We start from the raw sequence: 14,357 nt of genomic DNA, 5'->3' as shown, positions 1-14,357 counted from the left end.
TCGTGGCGGCGCACGACTATGGGCAGGCCGAGCAGGGGCGTGGGTGCGTACCCGTGGTCCGCGGCAGTTGCATACGGCGCACGCCACGAATCAGGCCGGGGTCGAGCGAGCCGTCGGCCAGCGCTGCGGCGAGCCGCCCGGCCTTGATCGCCTGGCGCACGGTGCCTTCAGAGCCGCCTTCACGGCGAGCGAATTTGCGAATCGAGACTTCGGCCAATGCGTTACCCCTGTCCTGCTGACTCAGAAGCAAACGGTTGGCCGGAGGGGGAATCGAGATCGTTTCGCTGAAGAAAGCGGGTCAATTTATCTAGCGATTTCGCGCCATGCGCTGCGGCCTCGCTTGCGATGCGCTTCACGACTTCTTCGTCAATCGACAGATCGAGTTCTCGACGCATTGCAAGGATTGCCCCTGACTGCAATTCGGTCAATTTCGACAAATTTTTGGCTAAGTACTCGATAGATCGAGCAATTGACTGTCGATATCGCAGGGTTGCTTTGTCGCGGTCCTCCATCATTGTGGCAAGCAGTTTTTGGTGCCCTTCCCATTGCTGCATCACGCGTCCAAATTGGACTGCATCTCCTCCCTGGAGATTGCAGGCCTTCATCATTTCAGTCAGTGCGTTTCCATTGGCAAGCTCCTTGTCGATTAGCAGCGCCAATTGGGTCACTAACGTGAACTCCGCTACTGACTCGGCTCGCCTAATTGCGAGCTCCGCGAAGATCTCCCCCACAAACTGAGCAAGATGGAATGTAGCCGTAACTGTCTCTGCCGATCCGACTGCATGGATTCCCGCAAGCGCGGCGATCACGGCCTTCATTTGTTCGTTGGCTTTCGCGGGATCGGTTTCCGCTCCTGTCATCTCTCCGAGAACGTTTGACGCTTTGGCTGCCTCCTGGAGGGCCGGCAAGAATACGTCCCGTCTCAGGTCCATCCTGCGCTTGGCCTCAGATTGTTTCGCGGCGTCTTCGAGCTGCATTCCAAGCATCCGCCGCGCGTTTGCATTCGCGCGCCACGTAGTGAAGCCGCTGATAGCTGCGGCGATATCCGCGTCGATCAATTGCACGCACTGGCAGGGCTGTTGAGCCTGGAAGAGGTAGCGGAGCAGTTCTCCCCTCTTTCAACGGTTGCGCAGGTGTCGATTTTTGGTCTCTTCGAGGATGCGCTGGCGGGCGTACGCGCCGTATTGGCGCGAACAGCGGTTTCGGGCGAATGATCTGCTGCGCGAGTGCCACCAGCGGCTGGAAAGGTCATAGACCAGCGGTACGGTCGCTGCCCGCGAGCATCCGCGCTACGGGCGCGAAAAGCCGCAATGTTCGTGCGGGCGCTTTTTTCCGTTTCGTCGAGAGCCGTCGAGATTTTGGGCGGTCGCCCATGTACGGACTGCCTGTCGCACGGTAATTATCTGACTGCTGTCAACTCCGGCAGCGACTTCAGATAGACCATCGACACACCCATGTCCCTGTCCGTATTTGAAATGCACTCCGTGGAGCTGTTCTGCCAGCGGCCACCGGGTGCCTGTTATGTCATCTGCGACGAATGGCACTATAAAGCGTGCCTCGGCAAGGCCGCAGACCTTCAGAGGGCCAGGGCGGAGACCCGGGAATTTCTTGCTATCGCCGCACTGAATCGCAGGAAGTGGGAGGAGGACCGGAAACTGATTAGGAATCTCATTGGCAGTCACTGGCTGTTTTTTCATGATGTACGGGACCGCAACCCTGATACCGATGGCTGGTGGGTGATCGTTGCTCTTCTCGAAGAGGTTCGCCGGGGCAAACTGCTTGCCGTTAAAGGTCCGCGTAATGGCCTGTTTCCGTCACCGTACAGCAGCACGCCGTTAATGAATCCCGTAGCGAGGACAGGCAGTCACCCAGACGGCGAACCCATTTTGTCCGTCCAGTATGATCCGGCCACCTGGCAAACCCGGTTGAACGCTGCGCGGGCAGCCAGGGCTGGCGATAGAGGCTCATCAACGCTGCTCGGCGACGCGCAGCCGTTTGAGTATGTGCCTGATGCGTTGAGCGGCGATGTGGTTGAACTCGCCGAGAGCACGATCAACCCAAACTACGCGGCGAAGATGCTGGGGTATGACCGCAAGACCTTCGGCAGGATGATCCATATGATGAAAGAAGACAATCGAATGCGCGGGGACGACAACGTTATTTGGCACGACGATGGGAATGTCGAGTTCAGAGGCGCGATCATCGACAACATGCATAGCTGGGCACCCTGAGAGAAACAGAGATGGCACCCGAACACAAACTCGCCCACGCAGCGTTCACGATCTATCAGGACACCGAGCCGCCCGAATTCTGGACGAACTATTTTGGCGTATCACCATCTCGCGCGGGAGCCAAAGGGCAGCCCAGGTTAATGCCGTCCGGCATGATGAGCAGCATTCCTTGGCGGCAAGGCACATGGATCGTTTCGAGCGCGGAGGCAATAATGAGCGACGATCTGACGCCTCATCTTCGCTATCTGGTGGGCCACCTCGGGCTACCCCGTGCCGATTTGCGAGAACTCATCGAGCGCACTTGCGCGCAGATGCGCTTCTTCTGCTATTGGGACAACGAGAGCGGCGACCGCGTGCCTGACGTGCCCGACGATATTCGCACCATGATGGAAGCCATGGGCGGCACGGTCGAGATCGATGAATATCGATAGAGCCTCGCTCGAATGCACAAGCCGATGCTCGGGAATTGGCTTTTTTTGCAACCCTGCAAGGCACAGCGCGAGTGTTATGGGCCGCACCTCTGAATTAATCCTCTATGCTGCAAACAGGCACGGCCCACACTTCCATCATCGGCCGGCGCTGTTCCATCAAATCGGTGCGGTGATAAGCCGCCTAAATCTTGTCCGACACGGTATGGGCAAGCGCCCGCTCGGCAAGGTCGCGCGCATAGCCCTGTTCGCTGGCCCAATCGCGGGAGCTTGAACGGAAGCCGTGCAATGTCGCCGTGCGCCCCGGCGTGTTGCTGTTCGCCTTCACAGGCTGCGCAATTGTCGATTTTGGTCTCTTCGAGGATGCGCTCGCGGATTGCGGGCGCTGCGCGCGCAGCCAGGGCTGGCAATAGAGGCGCGTCAACGCTGCTCGGCGACGAATCTAGAAAAAACATCATCGGCAATATGCAGGACTATGCAAACTGATCTTCATACGATGAACGCACATCAACTCGCACATGCATCATTTTCGATAGCCGGGGATGATTTAGATCCCGAAGTCTGGACCCGATATTTCGGCGTTACACCGGATACGGCGATAGTCAAAGGGGAGCGGTTTATGACTCCGTCGGGGCGACTGAGCAGCGTTCCGGGGCGTACCGGCGTATGGGGGGTGAGAAGCAAAGCCGCCGTTCGTAGCGACTCGCTGGAACCGCATCTCCGCTATCTTATTGATCGCCTGAACTTGCCGCGAGATGACTTGCGCCAGCTACTCGCAGACAAGGGCGCACAGATGCGTTTCTTCTGTTATTGGGACAACGAGAGCGGCGACCGCGTGCCTGATGTGCCCGACGATATTCGCACCATGATGGAAACCATGGGCGGCACCGTTGAGATCGATGAATATCGATAGAGCCTCGCTCGAATTCACAAGCCGATCCTCGCGAGTCGGCTTTTTTGTGCGACCTTGTAAGGCACAGCGCGAGTGTTATGGGCCGCACTTCTGAATTAATCCTCTATGTCGCAAACATGCACGGCCCCCGTACCCACCATCACGACCTAAACCACCGCCACCGCCTCAACCTCGATCTTGAACCCATAGTGCAACTGCGGCACCGGCACGACCGAGCGAGCCGGCCTTGCCTCGCCGGCCCAGCCCGCATAGATCTGATTGAAGCTCGCCCAATGTTCGACATCGACGACATACACGCGCACCTGCACCAGTTGCGCGACGCTGCTGCCGACGCTTTCGAGCGCCGCCTTCACATTGGCCAGAACCTGTTCGGCCTGCGCGTCGAACGACCCATCGGCGAGCTTTTCGCCTTGCGCGTTGATCGGCAATTGCCCGGACACGAAGACGAAGCCATTCGCGACCGCGACATGACTGTAGTGGCCGCCGGGTTTCGCCAGCGCGGCCGGATTGTCGGTGTGGGGCAAACGTGAGGCGTGCGGGCTATCGGTCATCAACCACTCCAGAAGTGAAAATCTCGGAGCGATTCATCGCCGTGCTTCATTCGGCACGAACCCGCGCACGGCGCAACACGCATCACGCGTCCGCCATCTCGAGCTTTTCGCGCGCATCCGCGCAACGACGATTCAGATCGCGATGCATCAACTGGCTATCGAGCAGAGCCGATACATCCGTCAAACCGTGATCAAAGCGCAAGACGTATTCGATGTCGGTGTAATCGTAATAAGCGCCGCTGTCGGCCAGCCGTTGCGCTTCGGCGAATGCGGCAAATTGCCGTTCGCCGTTCATCAGGTCTTTGATCGCCATGAGTGCCGCTCCGAGGAACAGTGACTTCATCATAGCAATGCAAACCGCGACGCACGGTGGTGCGCGCGCAACACCAGGTGTTTTCCGGAGACGCGTCCGATGAACTCACGCGTCGGCCGATGCCCACAGCCGCAATAGCACGATCGTCATCCAGTTTTCACGCCGTTTTCACAGCGCTCGCGCAGTGCTCACCCTCGATATCCGGACAACACGCTCACACAGCCGCAACCGGCGACTTCGTCCCGTGCCAACGCATCACGAGCATGCGTCCGACAAAGCATAGACAGCCCGCCACGCCGACCACGATACCCATGCCCTTCGGCGTGCCGTCCTGCCACAGTCCGACCGCGAGGCTCGACAGTGCGCCGAGCGCGAGCTGCACCGCGCCGAACACGGCCGCCGCGGCGCCCGCGTTGGCGGGATAGCGATGCATCAGATCGGTCGTGCAGTTGGCGGACAACACGCCCACCACGCTGACGACGAAGAACAGCCCGAACACGATCGACCATAAGCCGCCCCACCCCGTCAGCGACACGACGGACACGAACAGCGACGCGACGAAGCTCACGGTCGCCGCGAACGAGATGATCGGCACCGGCCCGAGCCGGCCGACGAGCCGCGTGTTCAGGTAATTGCCGAACATGATGCCGACGATGTTCAGCGCGAACAGGAATCCATAGTGCTGCGCGGACACGTGGAAATACTCGATGTATACAAACGGCGTCGCCGTGATGTACGCGAACATCGACGCGAACGCCATGCCGCCGCACAACATGTGTCCCCACGCGACCGGATCGCGCAGCAGCGTGCCATACGCGCCGAACGACTTCAGCAGCGCCGACTGCGCGCGCATCTCGCGCGGCCACGTCTCCGGCACCTTCAGGAATGCGGTCACCGCGCACACGGAACCGAACAGCGTCAGCGCGACGAACACGGCGCGCCAGCCGCCCAGCAGCAGCAACTGTCCGCCGATCAGCGGCGCGAGCAGTGGACCGATCGCCGTGACGATCGCGATCATCGACAGGACGCGCGCCGCGTCGCCCGGCTCGTGCGCGTCGCGCGCGATCGCGCGAGCCAGCACCGACGCCGCGCCCGCGCCCAACGCCTGCACGAAGCGGAAACCGACCAGCGAGCCGATCGAGACCGACAGCGAGCAGGCGATGCTCGCGAGCGCATACATGATGATGCCGCCAAGCAGGATCGGCCGACGGCCATACGTATCGGACAGCGGACCGTACAGCAGCATGCCGATCGAAAAGCCGAACATGAAGCTCGTGAGCGTCGATTGCGCGGCGCCCGTGCCGACCGCGAAGGCCTGCGCGATGGTCGGCAGGCTCGGCAGATACATGTCGATGGAAATCGGCCCGCACGCGGCCAGCGCGCCGAGCAACAGGATCAGCCGGCCATCGGGCCGGCGTCTGACGACGTGAGACATGGGAAATCCGGATGAAACGCCGCGCCGGCATCGGCAGCGGAACGGGTGAAGCGGGAACGGCCATCAGTTGACCGGCTCGATTGTACGCGACGGTTAATCCGCTGACGGCGCTCGTGGCCCGCTGCGTGGACGTTGCGCGACAGCGCCGCGCGGCGCAATCGGCCTCGATCGGTTAAGCTGCCGCCTGCTTGTCCAACGCGCTTCCGTATGCGCAGCTTGACGGCCCGACATAAAAGCTCGACCTCGCGCAACGCCCTTCCCCTGATCCCGTTCGAACCCGCGATGACCGCCTTCCTGCTGATCTGGAGCCCCAAAAAATGGCCGTGGCCCGAGTTGCCCGACATCGCGAAACGCGTGGCGGCCGGCGACGCGGTGGCCGACGTGTGGGGCTGCGGCTTTGCGCGCGGCATCCTGCCCGGCGATCGCGTGTTCCTCCATCGCGTCGCGCAGGAGCCGAAGGGCATCTTCGGTTCGGGCTACGTGACGCGCGCGCCCTACGAAGTCCCCGACGCGTCGACCAAACGTGGCTACCGGCTGTGCATCGATTTCGTCTACGACTGGCTCGTCGATGCGCATCACGCGCCGGTCATCACGCGCGATCAGCTGCGTGTGCATCCGTTCTCGGTGCAGACGTGGGATGCGCAAAGCTCGGGCACGATCATCAAGCCGATCGCCGAAGGCGCGCTGGAGAAGCGCTGGGCCGAATTGACCGGCAGGCGCAAGCCGCCGACGATACCCGCACCGGGCAGCTAGGCGAAACACGCGCCGCCGCGCCCGCCCGCACAGCCCGCCGGCGCCGACTCCGGTACAATTTCTCGATCCATCCCAGCATCGCGCGAAGTGTCCGCGGGAATCGTCCGAGGCCCTTTGCGCCGCTGCGCAACCCCTGCTCCCTATTCCACCCATCGCCATGTCCAGAAACGAAACCCTCTTCGAACGCGCGCAACGCACGATCCCCGGCGGCGTGAATTCGCCGGTGCGCGCTTTCCGTTCCGTCGGCGGCACACCGCGTTTCATCGAGCGCGCGCAAGGCCCGTACTTCTGGGACGCGGACGGCCAGCGCTATACCGACTACATCGGCTCGTGGGGCCCCATGATCCTCGGCCACGTTCATCCCGAAGTGCTGGAAGCCGTGCAGCGCGTGCTCGTGAAAGGCTTTTCGTTCGGCGCGCCGACCGAGTCGGAAGTCGAGATCGCCGAGGAAATCTGCAAGCTGGTGCCGTCGATCGAACAGGTGCGCATGGTGTCGAGCGGCACCGAGGCGACGATGAGCGCGCTGCGTCTCGCGCGCGGCTTCACGAACCGCAGCCGCATCGTCAAGTTCGAAGGCTGCTATCACGGCCACGCGGACAGCCTGCTCGTGAAGGCCGGCTCGGGCCTCCTGACCTTCGGCAATCCGACCTCGGCGGGCGTGCCGGTCGATATCGCGAAGCACACCACCGTGCTCGAATACAACAACGTCGCCGAGCTCGAAGAAGCGTTCAAGGCGTTCGGCAACGAGATCGCCTCGGTGATCGTCGAGCCGGTCGCTGGCAACATGAACCTCGTGCGCGCGACCCCTGAATTCCTGCAGACGCTGCGGCGCCTGTGCACCGAGTACGGCGCGGTGCTGATTTTCGACGAAGTGATGTGCGGCTTCCGCGTCGCGCTCGGCGGCGCGCAGCAACTCTACGGCATCACGCCCGACCTCACCTGCCTCGGCAAGGTAATCGGCGGCGGCATGCCAGCGGCGGCGTTCGGCGGCCGGCGCGACATCATGGCTCACCTCGCGCCGCTCGGCGGCGTCTATCAGGCGGGCACGCTGTCAGGCAATCCGATCGCGGTCGCAGCCGGCCTGAAGACGCTTCAGCTGATCCAGGCGCCCGGCTTCTACGACACGCTCGCCGCGCGCACCACGCGTCTCGCGCAAGGGCTCGCGCGGGCGGCACGCGAAGCGGACGTCCCGTTCGCGGCCGATGCGCTCGGCGGCATGTTCGGCATCTACTTTCGCGAATCGATCCCGACGAGCTTCGCCGCCGTCACGAAGAGCGATGTGCCGCGCTTCAACGCGTTCTTCCACAAGATGCTCGACGCGGGCGTGTACTTCGCGCCGTCCGCGTATGAGGCCGGCTTCGTGTCGAGCGCGCACGACGACGCGGTGATCGACGCGACGATCGACGCCGCGCGCGGCGCGTTCGCAGCGTTGAAAGGCTGAAGCCGGGCCCGAAGCAAAGGCCGCAACTCGCACGACCCAGACACCGCACCACAACGGACACCGATGTTCTCGCAAACCGATTTCGTCCACATGGAACGCGCGCTCGCGCTCGCGAAGCGCGGCATGTACACGGCCGACCCGAATCCGCGGGTCGGTTGCGTGCTCGTCAGAAACGGCGAGGTGATCGGCGAAGGCTTCACGCAGCCGGCCGGCCAGGATCACGCCGAAATTCGCGCGCTGAAGGACGCGCGCTCGCGCGGCCACGACCTGCGCGACGCGACCGCCTACGTGACGCTCGAACCGTGCAGCCATTTCGGCCGCACGCCGCCGTGCGCGAACGCGCTGATCGAAGCGCAGATCGGCCGCGTGATCGCGGCGATGGAAGATCCCAACCCGCAGGTCTCCGGCCGCGGTCTCGCGATGCTGCGCGAAGCCGGTATCGAAGTGCGCTGCGGGCTGCTCGCGAACGAAGCGCGGGAGCTGAACATCGGCTTCGTGTCGCGCATGACGCGCGGCCGTCCGTGGGTGCGCATGAAAGTGGCGGCGTCGCTCGATGGCCGCACCGGCTTGCCGTCGGGTGAGAGCCAGTGGATCACGAGCGCGGCCGCGCGGGCCGACGGTCATGCGTGGCGTGCGCGCGCGTCGGCGATCCTGACCGGCATCGGCACTGTGCGCGAGGACAATCCGCGCATGACCGTGCGCGCGGTCGATACACCGCGCCAACCGCACCGCGTGCTGATCGACAGCCAGCTCGACGTGCCGCTCGACGCGCAGATCCTGGCCGGCGCGCCGACGCTGATCTTCTGCGGCGAGCTCGACGCGCGTCTCGAAGAACGCGCGAGCGCGCTGCGCGAGCGCGGCGCCGAGATCGTGCCGCTGCCGAACGCGTTCGGCAAGGTGGATCTCCCGCGCATGCTGAGCGTGCTCGGCGAGCGTCACGTCAACGAGCTGCACGTCGAAGCCGGCTACAAGCTGAACGGTTCGCTGCTGCGCGAAGGCTGCGTCGATGAACTGCTGGTCTATCTCGCGCCGAGCCTGCTCGGCGTGGACTCGATGAGCATGTTCAATCTGGACGCGCCCGACCAGCTCGAAGACCGCGTGAAGCTGAATTTCCACACGGTCGAGCGGATCGGCGACGATCTGCGGATCCTCGCGCGTTTCGCGCCGACAGCCTTACCCGGGACCGACACCGTGTCTCCCACCGTTTCGAAATGATCAAGGACTAGCACGATGTTTACAGGAATCGTCGCGGCAGTGGGCCGCATCGAATCAGTCACGCCGCTCGGCACGGGCGGCGACGCGGGCGTGCGCCTGAACGTCGAGGCGGGCGGGCTCGACCTCGCCGATGTGCAGCTCGGCGACAGCATCACGATCCAGGGCGCCTGCATGACGGTGGTCGCGAAGACCGCTCATTCGTTCGAGGTCGACGTGTCGCGCGAGAGCCTGAACCGCACGGCCGGTCTCGGCGAAACCGGCGAGGTCAATCTCGAGAAAGCGCTGCGCGCGCATGACCGGCTCGGTGGACATATCGTGTCCGGACACGTCGACGGGCTCGGTATCGTCACGCGTTTCGCGCCGGTCGGCGAATCGCACGAGCTGCGCATTCTCGCGCCGCGCGACATCGGTCGTTATCTCGCGTACAAGGGATCGATTACGGTCAATGGCGTGAGCCTGACCGTGAACTCCGTCGTTGATCGCGACGACGGCTGCGAGTTTTCGATCAATCTGATTCCGCATACCGTGCAGGTGACGGCGCTCAAGCATCTGCACGACGGGGTAAAAGTGAATCTGGAGATCGATCTGATTGCGCGCTATGTGGAACGGATGCTCAATGCGCCGCGCGATGGCGATCCATCCTCGACGTAACCTGGACACTTCCCTCGAGACCGTTACGCGATACCAGGAGCGCATGCTCGGTGCGTATCGGCAAAGCGATCGATCTGCGCAGCAAGCCGGTTTGGGCGAGGCGAATCCGGGGCCGTGACCCAGCGCGCGTGCACGATCCGAAGCTGACAAACACAATGAAAGAGCCGCACCTGCTCCGTCGCTGGAATCCGCTGCGTGTGCACCTGACGAAAGCGTCGCTGATCCTTGCCTGCATCGTCGGTACGGGCGCAGCCAGTGCCACGATCACGTCGGCACCGCACTTCGTGTCCGCGCAGAGCCTGGCCTGCACCTACGGTTTGTCCAACGACGATCTGAAGTCCGCCGGCGCTGCGGTCGCGCAGGCGCCGCGTCCCAATGCGATCGTGCGTGCATGGGTCGACGAACGTGGACAGATCAGCGACGCGGTTGTCGAAGTCTCGTCCGGCAATCCGGCGTTCGACAACCTCGCCCTTCAGGCATCGCGGCGTGCCCAGTGCAGCCCCCTCACGGGCATGGACAATCAGCCTGTGGCGGTCGAAACGAATTTCGTTTTCAATCTATCGCACGCGAGCGGCGATACGGCTCGCTCCGGCGCAGGCGTCGCGGCGGCCACGAGCAACGCGGACTCCACACGACCGCCGTCTTCTCCCGCGGGCGCGACCGGTTCTTCGCTGCTGTCGACCGCCTTGCCGCTTCTACCCGGCCAACCGCTCGATGCCGCGGAACTGGCCAACCGCTTAGGCATCCCGGCCGGCTCGTCCAAAGCGAAGCTGCTCGCGGACTGGGCGCAGAAACTGACAGCCGATCCGGACATTCAGCGCTACTACTTTTCGTCCGATAGCAAAGCGGCGACGGCGGGTCCCGCTGTGCTCGCTCGCGCGCTAGGCGTGCTGGACGGCATGGCGCGTATCTCGCAGCAGGACCGCGAACAGTTGACGAGCCTGACGACGCGCGCGCTGAACAACGCACCGCCCGATTGCGGCGGGCTCAAGAATCTGCAGCTGATCACGTCGCGCTATCTGTCGATGGATAAGGAGACCGACGCGGAACTGCAGGCGCAACTGCAGGCGATGTTCAACCTCGTCAAACAGTCGACGCAAACCACGCCGCTGCCGCAAGTCACGCCAGGACAACGGCTGCGCGGGCAACTGGCGCTGTCGGCGTCGCTCGCTGACGCGCTGAATCGCGACCCTTCCGAGGCCGATGATCTGGGGCTGTTGACGAGCGGCCGCCAAGGCGAGCTTTCGCCCGAGGCGTGGTGCAAGGCCATGCGCTTTTACCGCCAGGCGTTCGATAAAACGCCACAACCGGCGCGCGAATGGATCACGCTAGCGGAACTCGACAGCAGCAGACATTCGGCGGCGTCACTAATCTCGGCGCTGAAAAATTTCGCTTCGGCGGCGCCTCGACAACCGGCGTCCGCGCCGAAAGTATTCGACTACGCAGAACTCGTCCGGCAACGAGTGCAGCCCAATATCGTCTGGAATGGCAAGACCGGGCATCGCGAAACCGTGGTCGAAGTGCACTGCACGTCGTCTGGCAGCCTCGAATCGGTAAAGATCGTTCGATCGAGTGGCGATCGGGCGTGGGACAAGGCCGCCATCGAGGCGGTCAAGCGCTCCGACCCGATGCCGCGCGATGAAAGCGGTGAGACACCACGGTCGTTCACGATCACGCTGAGGCCTGGCGTTTGAAGGGCTGAGGCTTCAGGAATTCGGCCGGCAGGACCGCCGGCCGTTGGCAACGAAAGGCGGCGGCCGTGTCGCCACGGCGCCGCCTCGTGCGATTACGCTTCGGCCGAAGCGCGCAGACGATGGACGAGCTGATTGTCCTTACCCTGGACCAGCGGCGTGATCGTGAAGTTGAACTCGATCTCCTTGTACGTATCGGCCTTCAGGCCCAGCGCCGCGCCACCGGATTTCTCGACGACCGGCGGAATCAGCTCTTCGCGCGTTGCATACGCGAAGTCGTCCCAGATCAGCGGATCGCCTTCGATGTTGAACTGCGTGGTCAGCTTGCGATGGCCGTCGCTGCTGACGAAGAAGTGCACGTGCGCCGGACGGTTGCCGTGACGGCCCAGCACGTTCAGCAGCTGCTGCGTCGAGCCGTGCGGCGGGCAGCCGTAGCCTACCGGCATCAGCGTGCGGACCTCGTACTTGCCGTCGGCGCCGGTCTTCACCGCGCCGCGCAGGTTGAAGTCGCTCTGCGCGCCGGTCGGATCGAAGTGCGAGTAGAAGCCCTTCGAGTTCGCGTGCCAGCACTCGACGACCGCGCCGGCGACCGGCTTGCCGTCCAGATCCTTGACCGTGCCGCGAATCACGAGCGGGCCCGCGTCTTCGTCCGGGTTGATGTCGATCTTCGAGACGCCCTCGCGCACCGTCGCGCCGGCGACGTACAGCGGGCCTTCGATCGTACGCGGCGTGCCGCCTTCGAGACCGATCTTCTTGTCCTCGGCGTCCATGCGGATGTCGAGATACTTCTCGAGACCGAGGCCGGCCGCGAGCAGCGCCGCTTCGCCGTCCTGACCGAGCTTGTTCAGATAGTTGACGCCGGCCCAGACTTCGTCGGGCGTGATGTCGAGGTCATCGATTGCCTTGAACAGGTCGCCCAGCAGACGGAAAACGATCTGCTGGAAACGCGCGTTGCCATTCCCGGCATCGACGTTGGAAGCGGCTTTCAGCAGATCCTGCACTTCTTTGGTTTCAAATACTTTGACGCTCACGATGACTGTCTCCAGTTGGTATAGGGGGAAAAGATGGCTTTGGATGCGCTCGCCGTCAAAAGCGCCTGGCCCCTGGGCTCAGATGTCGCCGTCCCGAATCGACGACGGGTGACGACACAGAGGCGTCACCGAAATCTTCATGTACGGGAACAGAGGCAAGCCGGACAGAATGTCGTGTAGTTCGGCATTGCTCTCTACATCGAAGACGCTGTAATTCGCGTACTCGCCAACGAGGCGCCAGATATGACGCCACTTGCCGCTACGCTGGAGCTCCTGCGAGTAAGCCTTCTCGCGGGTCTTGATTTCGTTCGCCACTTCGGCCGGCATGTCGACCGGCAGGTGCACGTCCATTCGCACATGGAAAAGCATCGTTGAATCCTCCTGATCTAAATCCGTTTAGCGGGTGACCTTCATCAGCCCGTCTCGCGTGAATCGCTTGACCTTCGCCTCGTCGAGTTCGATGCCGAGACCCGGGCCGTTCGGCACGGTCAGTTCGAAGTCGCTGTAGTCGAGCGGCGTGGTCAGAATTTCTTCAGTGATCAGCAGCGGCCCGAACAGCTCGGTGCCCCATTGCAGATTCGCGAAGCTCGCGAACAGATGCGCCGACGCCACCGTGCTGAACGCGCCTTCGAGCATCGTGCCGCCGTACAGCTCGATGCCGGCGGCATCTGCGATCGCGGCCACGCGCTGCGCGGCGAACAGACCACCGCTCTGTTCGATCTTGATCGCGAACACATCGGCACCGCCGTTCTTCGCGATCTCGAACGCGCTGTCCGGGCCTTGCAGGACTTCGTCGGCCATCAGCGCGACCGGGAAGCGGCGCATCAGTCGCGCGAGCGCCGCGGCGGACGCGACCGGCTGCTCGACCAGATCGCAGCCCGCGTCGGCCAGCGCCGGAATCGCCCAGGCGGCCTGGGTCTCGCTCCACGCCATGTTCACGTCGACGCGCACCGCGGCGCGCTCGCCGACCGCTTTCTTGATCTCGGCGACGTGCTTGATGTCGGTCTTCAGTTCCTTCGCGCCGATCTTCAGCTTGAAGACCTTGTGTCGGCGCACGTCGAGCATGTGCTCGGCTTCGGCGATGTCCTTCGCGGTATCGCCCGACGCGAGCGTCCACGCAACCGGCAGGCGCTCACGGCGACGGCCGCCGAGCAGTTCGCTCACCGGCACGCCGAGACGTTTGCCTTGCGCGTCGAGCAGCGCGGTTTCGAGCGCGCTCTTCGAGAAATGATTGACCTTGACCAGCTTGCCGAGGTGCGCCATCAGCGCCTGGATCTGCGTCGCGTCCTTGCCGATCATCGCCGGGGCGAAGTAGGCGTCGATCGCTAGCTTCATTGTTTCGGGGCTTTCCGGGCCGTAGGCCATGCCGGCGATCGTGGTGCCTTCGCCAATCCCGACGATGCCGTCGCTGCAGTAGACCTTGACCAGCATCAGCGTCTGCCCGTACATCGTGGCGACCGACAGCTTGTGAGGACGGATCGTCGGCAGATCGACGAGGCGGGTTTCGATACGTTCGATGGTCGCTTGGGTCATGGCGGCTGCGGCGGGAAGTGAGTTCATTGGATGTTTTTATACCCTTCGCCCGTTTGGCCCGTCCAATACTTTTCCTGTCCTTTTTCATACCTGCAGGGTATGGTGAGGCCAGCAAGCCCGGCCTTTCTAGGGATTTTGCATTGCACCATGCAGGTGGGGCATCGAAAAAGA

General features: G+C 63.2%; 18 protein-coding genes. 9 read left to right on the top strand and 9 right to left on the bottom strand.

Annotation, left to right across the window (positions count from 1 at the left end; all coding sequences use genetic code 11):
- Positions 1-16: 16 nt before the first annotated feature.
- Positions 17-217, bottom strand: a complete 201-nt coding sequence (locus tag HDG33_RS06845; protein ID WP_184023284.1) for a hypothetical protein — start codon at positions 215-217, stop codon at positions 17-19.
- Positions 218-221: 4 nt separating this feature from the next.
- The gene (locus HDG33_RS06840; protein WP_184023324.1) at positions 222-1,064 is read right to left on the bottom strand and encodes a hypothetical protein; all 843 of its coding nucleotides are present in this window, start codon (positions 1,062-1,064) and stop codon (positions 222-224) included.
- Positions 1,065-1,079: 15 nt separating this feature from the next.
- Between HDG33_RS06840 and HDG33_RS37160 the strand changes: the two genes are divergently transcribed.
- From HDG33_RS37160 to HDG33_RS06825, 3 genes are all read left to right on the top strand, one after another.
- Complete coding sequence (locus HDG33_RS37160; protein WP_260330332.1) at positions 1,080-1,214, top strand: hypothetical protein; 135 nt, start codon at positions 1,080-1,082, stop codon at positions 1,212-1,214.
- Positions 1,215-1,454: 240 nt separating this feature from the next.
- A complete protein-coding gene (locus HDG33_RS06830) occupies positions 1,455-2,231 on the top strand; it encodes a hypothetical protein (RefSeq protein WP_184023282.1) in 777 nt (258 codons plus the stop codon).
- 11 nt (positions 2,232-2,242) lie between these two features.
- Positions 2,243-2,662 carry a DUF4279 domain-containing protein gene (locus HDG33_RS06825; RefSeq protein ID WP_090801462.1) on the top strand — a complete coding sequence of 140 codons (420 nt, stop codon included), beginning with the start codon at positions 2,243-2,245 and terminating at the stop codon, positions 2,660-2,662.
- Between the two features lie 181 nt (positions 2,663-2,843).
- Here the strand turns inward: HDG33_RS06825 and HDG33_RS36905 are convergent, their stop codons facing one another.
- Positions 2,844-3,083, bottom strand: a complete 240-nt coding sequence (locus HDG33_RS36905) for a hypothetical protein (protein ID WP_221311326.1) — start codon at positions 3,081-3,083, stop codon at positions 2,844-2,846.
- Positions 3,084-3,155: 72 nt separating this feature from the next.
- Between HDG33_RS36905 and HDG33_RS06815 the strand changes: the two genes are divergently transcribed.
- On the top strand, positions 3,156-3,572 hold the full coding sequence (locus tag HDG33_RS06815) for a DUF4279 domain-containing protein (RefSeq protein WP_184023280.1): 417 nt from the start codon (positions 3,156-3,158) through the stop codon (positions 3,570-3,572).
- 146 nt (positions 3,573-3,718) lie between these two features.
- On the opposite strand, the gene HDG33_RS06810 is transcribed toward HDG33_RS06815, so the two are convergent.
- The 3 genes from HDG33_RS06810 to HDG33_RS06800 all read right to left on the bottom strand — a co-directional run bounded on the left by HDG33_RS06810 (position 3,719) and on the right by HDG33_RS06800 (position 5,871).
- Positions 3,719-4,123 carry a RidA family protein gene (locus tag HDG33_RS06810; protein WP_184023278.1) on the bottom strand — a complete coding sequence of 135 codons (405 nt, stop codon included), beginning with the start codon at positions 4,121-4,123 and terminating at the stop codon, positions 3,719-3,721.
- Between the two features lie 82 nt (positions 4,124-4,205).
- The gene (locus HDG33_RS06805; RefSeq protein ID WP_090805429.1) at positions 4,206-4,436 is read right to left on the bottom strand and encodes a hypothetical protein; all 231 of its coding nucleotides are present in this window, start codon (positions 4,434-4,436) and stop codon (positions 4,206-4,208) included.
- A 214-nt stretch (positions 4,437-4,650) separates the two neighbouring features.
- Positions 4,651-5,871, bottom strand: coding sequence for a Bcr/CflA family multidrug efflux MFS transporter (locus HDG33_RS06800; RefSeq protein WP_090801465.1), 1,221 nt, complete (start codon positions 5,869-5,871; stop codon positions 4,651-4,653).
- Between the two features lie 282 nt (positions 5,872-6,153).
- Between HDG33_RS06800 and HDG33_RS06795 the strand changes: the two genes are divergently transcribed.
- The 5 genes from HDG33_RS06795 to HDG33_RS06775 all read left to right on the top strand — a co-directional run bounded on the left by HDG33_RS06795 (position 6,154) and on the right by HDG33_RS06775 (position 11,625).
- Complete coding sequence (locus HDG33_RS06795; protein WP_090801467.1) at positions 6,154-6,624, top strand: hypothetical protein; 471 nt, start codon at positions 6,154-6,156, stop codon at positions 6,622-6,624.
- Between the two features lie 157 nt (positions 6,625-6,781).
- Positions 6,782-8,065, top strand: coding sequence for a glutamate-1-semialdehyde 2,1-aminomutase (gene hemL, locus HDG33_RS06790; RefSeq protein ID WP_184023276.1), 1,284 nt, complete (start codon positions 6,782-6,784; stop codon positions 8,063-8,065).
- A gap of 63 nt (positions 8,066-8,128) precedes the next feature.
- Positions 8,129-9,280, top strand: a complete 1,152-nt coding sequence (gene ribD, locus HDG33_RS06785; protein WP_184023272.1) for a bifunctional diaminohydroxyphosphoribosylaminopyrimidine deaminase/5-amino-6-(5-phosphoribosylamino)uracil reductase RibD — start codon at positions 8,129-8,131, stop codon at positions 9,278-9,280.
- Between the two features lie 15 nt (positions 9,281-9,295).
- Positions 9,296-9,931, top strand: coding sequence for a riboflavin synthase (locus tag HDG33_RS06780; RefSeq protein ID WP_184023270.1), 636 nt, complete (start codon positions 9,296-9,298; stop codon positions 9,929-9,931).
- 155 nt (positions 9,932-10,086) lie between these two features.
- On the top strand, positions 10,087-11,625 hold the full coding sequence (locus HDG33_RS06775; RefSeq protein WP_260330331.1) for a TonB family protein: 1,539 nt from the start codon (positions 10,087-10,089) through the stop codon (positions 11,623-11,625).
- Positions 11,626-11,717: 92 nt separating this feature from the next.
- Here HDG33_RS06775 and catA read toward each other — a convergent pair whose 3' ends face one another.
- From catA to HDG33_RS06760, 3 genes are all read right to left on the bottom strand, one after another.
- Complete coding sequence (gene catA / locus HDG33_RS06770) at positions 11,718-12,653, bottom strand: catechol 1,2-dioxygenase (RefSeq protein ID WP_184023266.1); 936 nt, start codon at positions 12,651-12,653, stop codon at positions 11,718-11,720.
- Positions 12,654-12,731: 78 nt separating this feature from the next.
- Complete coding sequence (gene catC / locus HDG33_RS06765; protein WP_184023264.1) at positions 12,732-13,022, bottom strand: muconolactone Delta-isomerase; 291 nt, start codon at positions 13,020-13,022, stop codon at positions 12,732-12,734.
- 27 nt (positions 13,023-13,049) lie between these two features.
- Positions 13,050-14,186 (bottom strand): muconate/chloromuconate family cycloisomerase, encoded by a 1,137-nt coding sequence (locus tag HDG33_RS06760; RefSeq protein WP_184023262.1) that lies wholly within the window; start codon positions 14,184-14,186, stop codon positions 13,050-13,052.
- Positions 14,187-14,357 lie beyond the last annotated feature (171 nt).

Source organism: Paraburkholderia sp. Cpub6, from assembly GCF_014201065.1.
In the GTDB taxonomy this organism is placed as follows: domain Bacteria; phylum Pseudomonadota; class Gammaproteobacteria; order Burkholderiales; family Burkholderiaceae; genus Paraburkholderia; species Paraburkholderia tuberum.
This window is presented reverse-complemented; position numbering and strand designations above follow the sequence as displayed.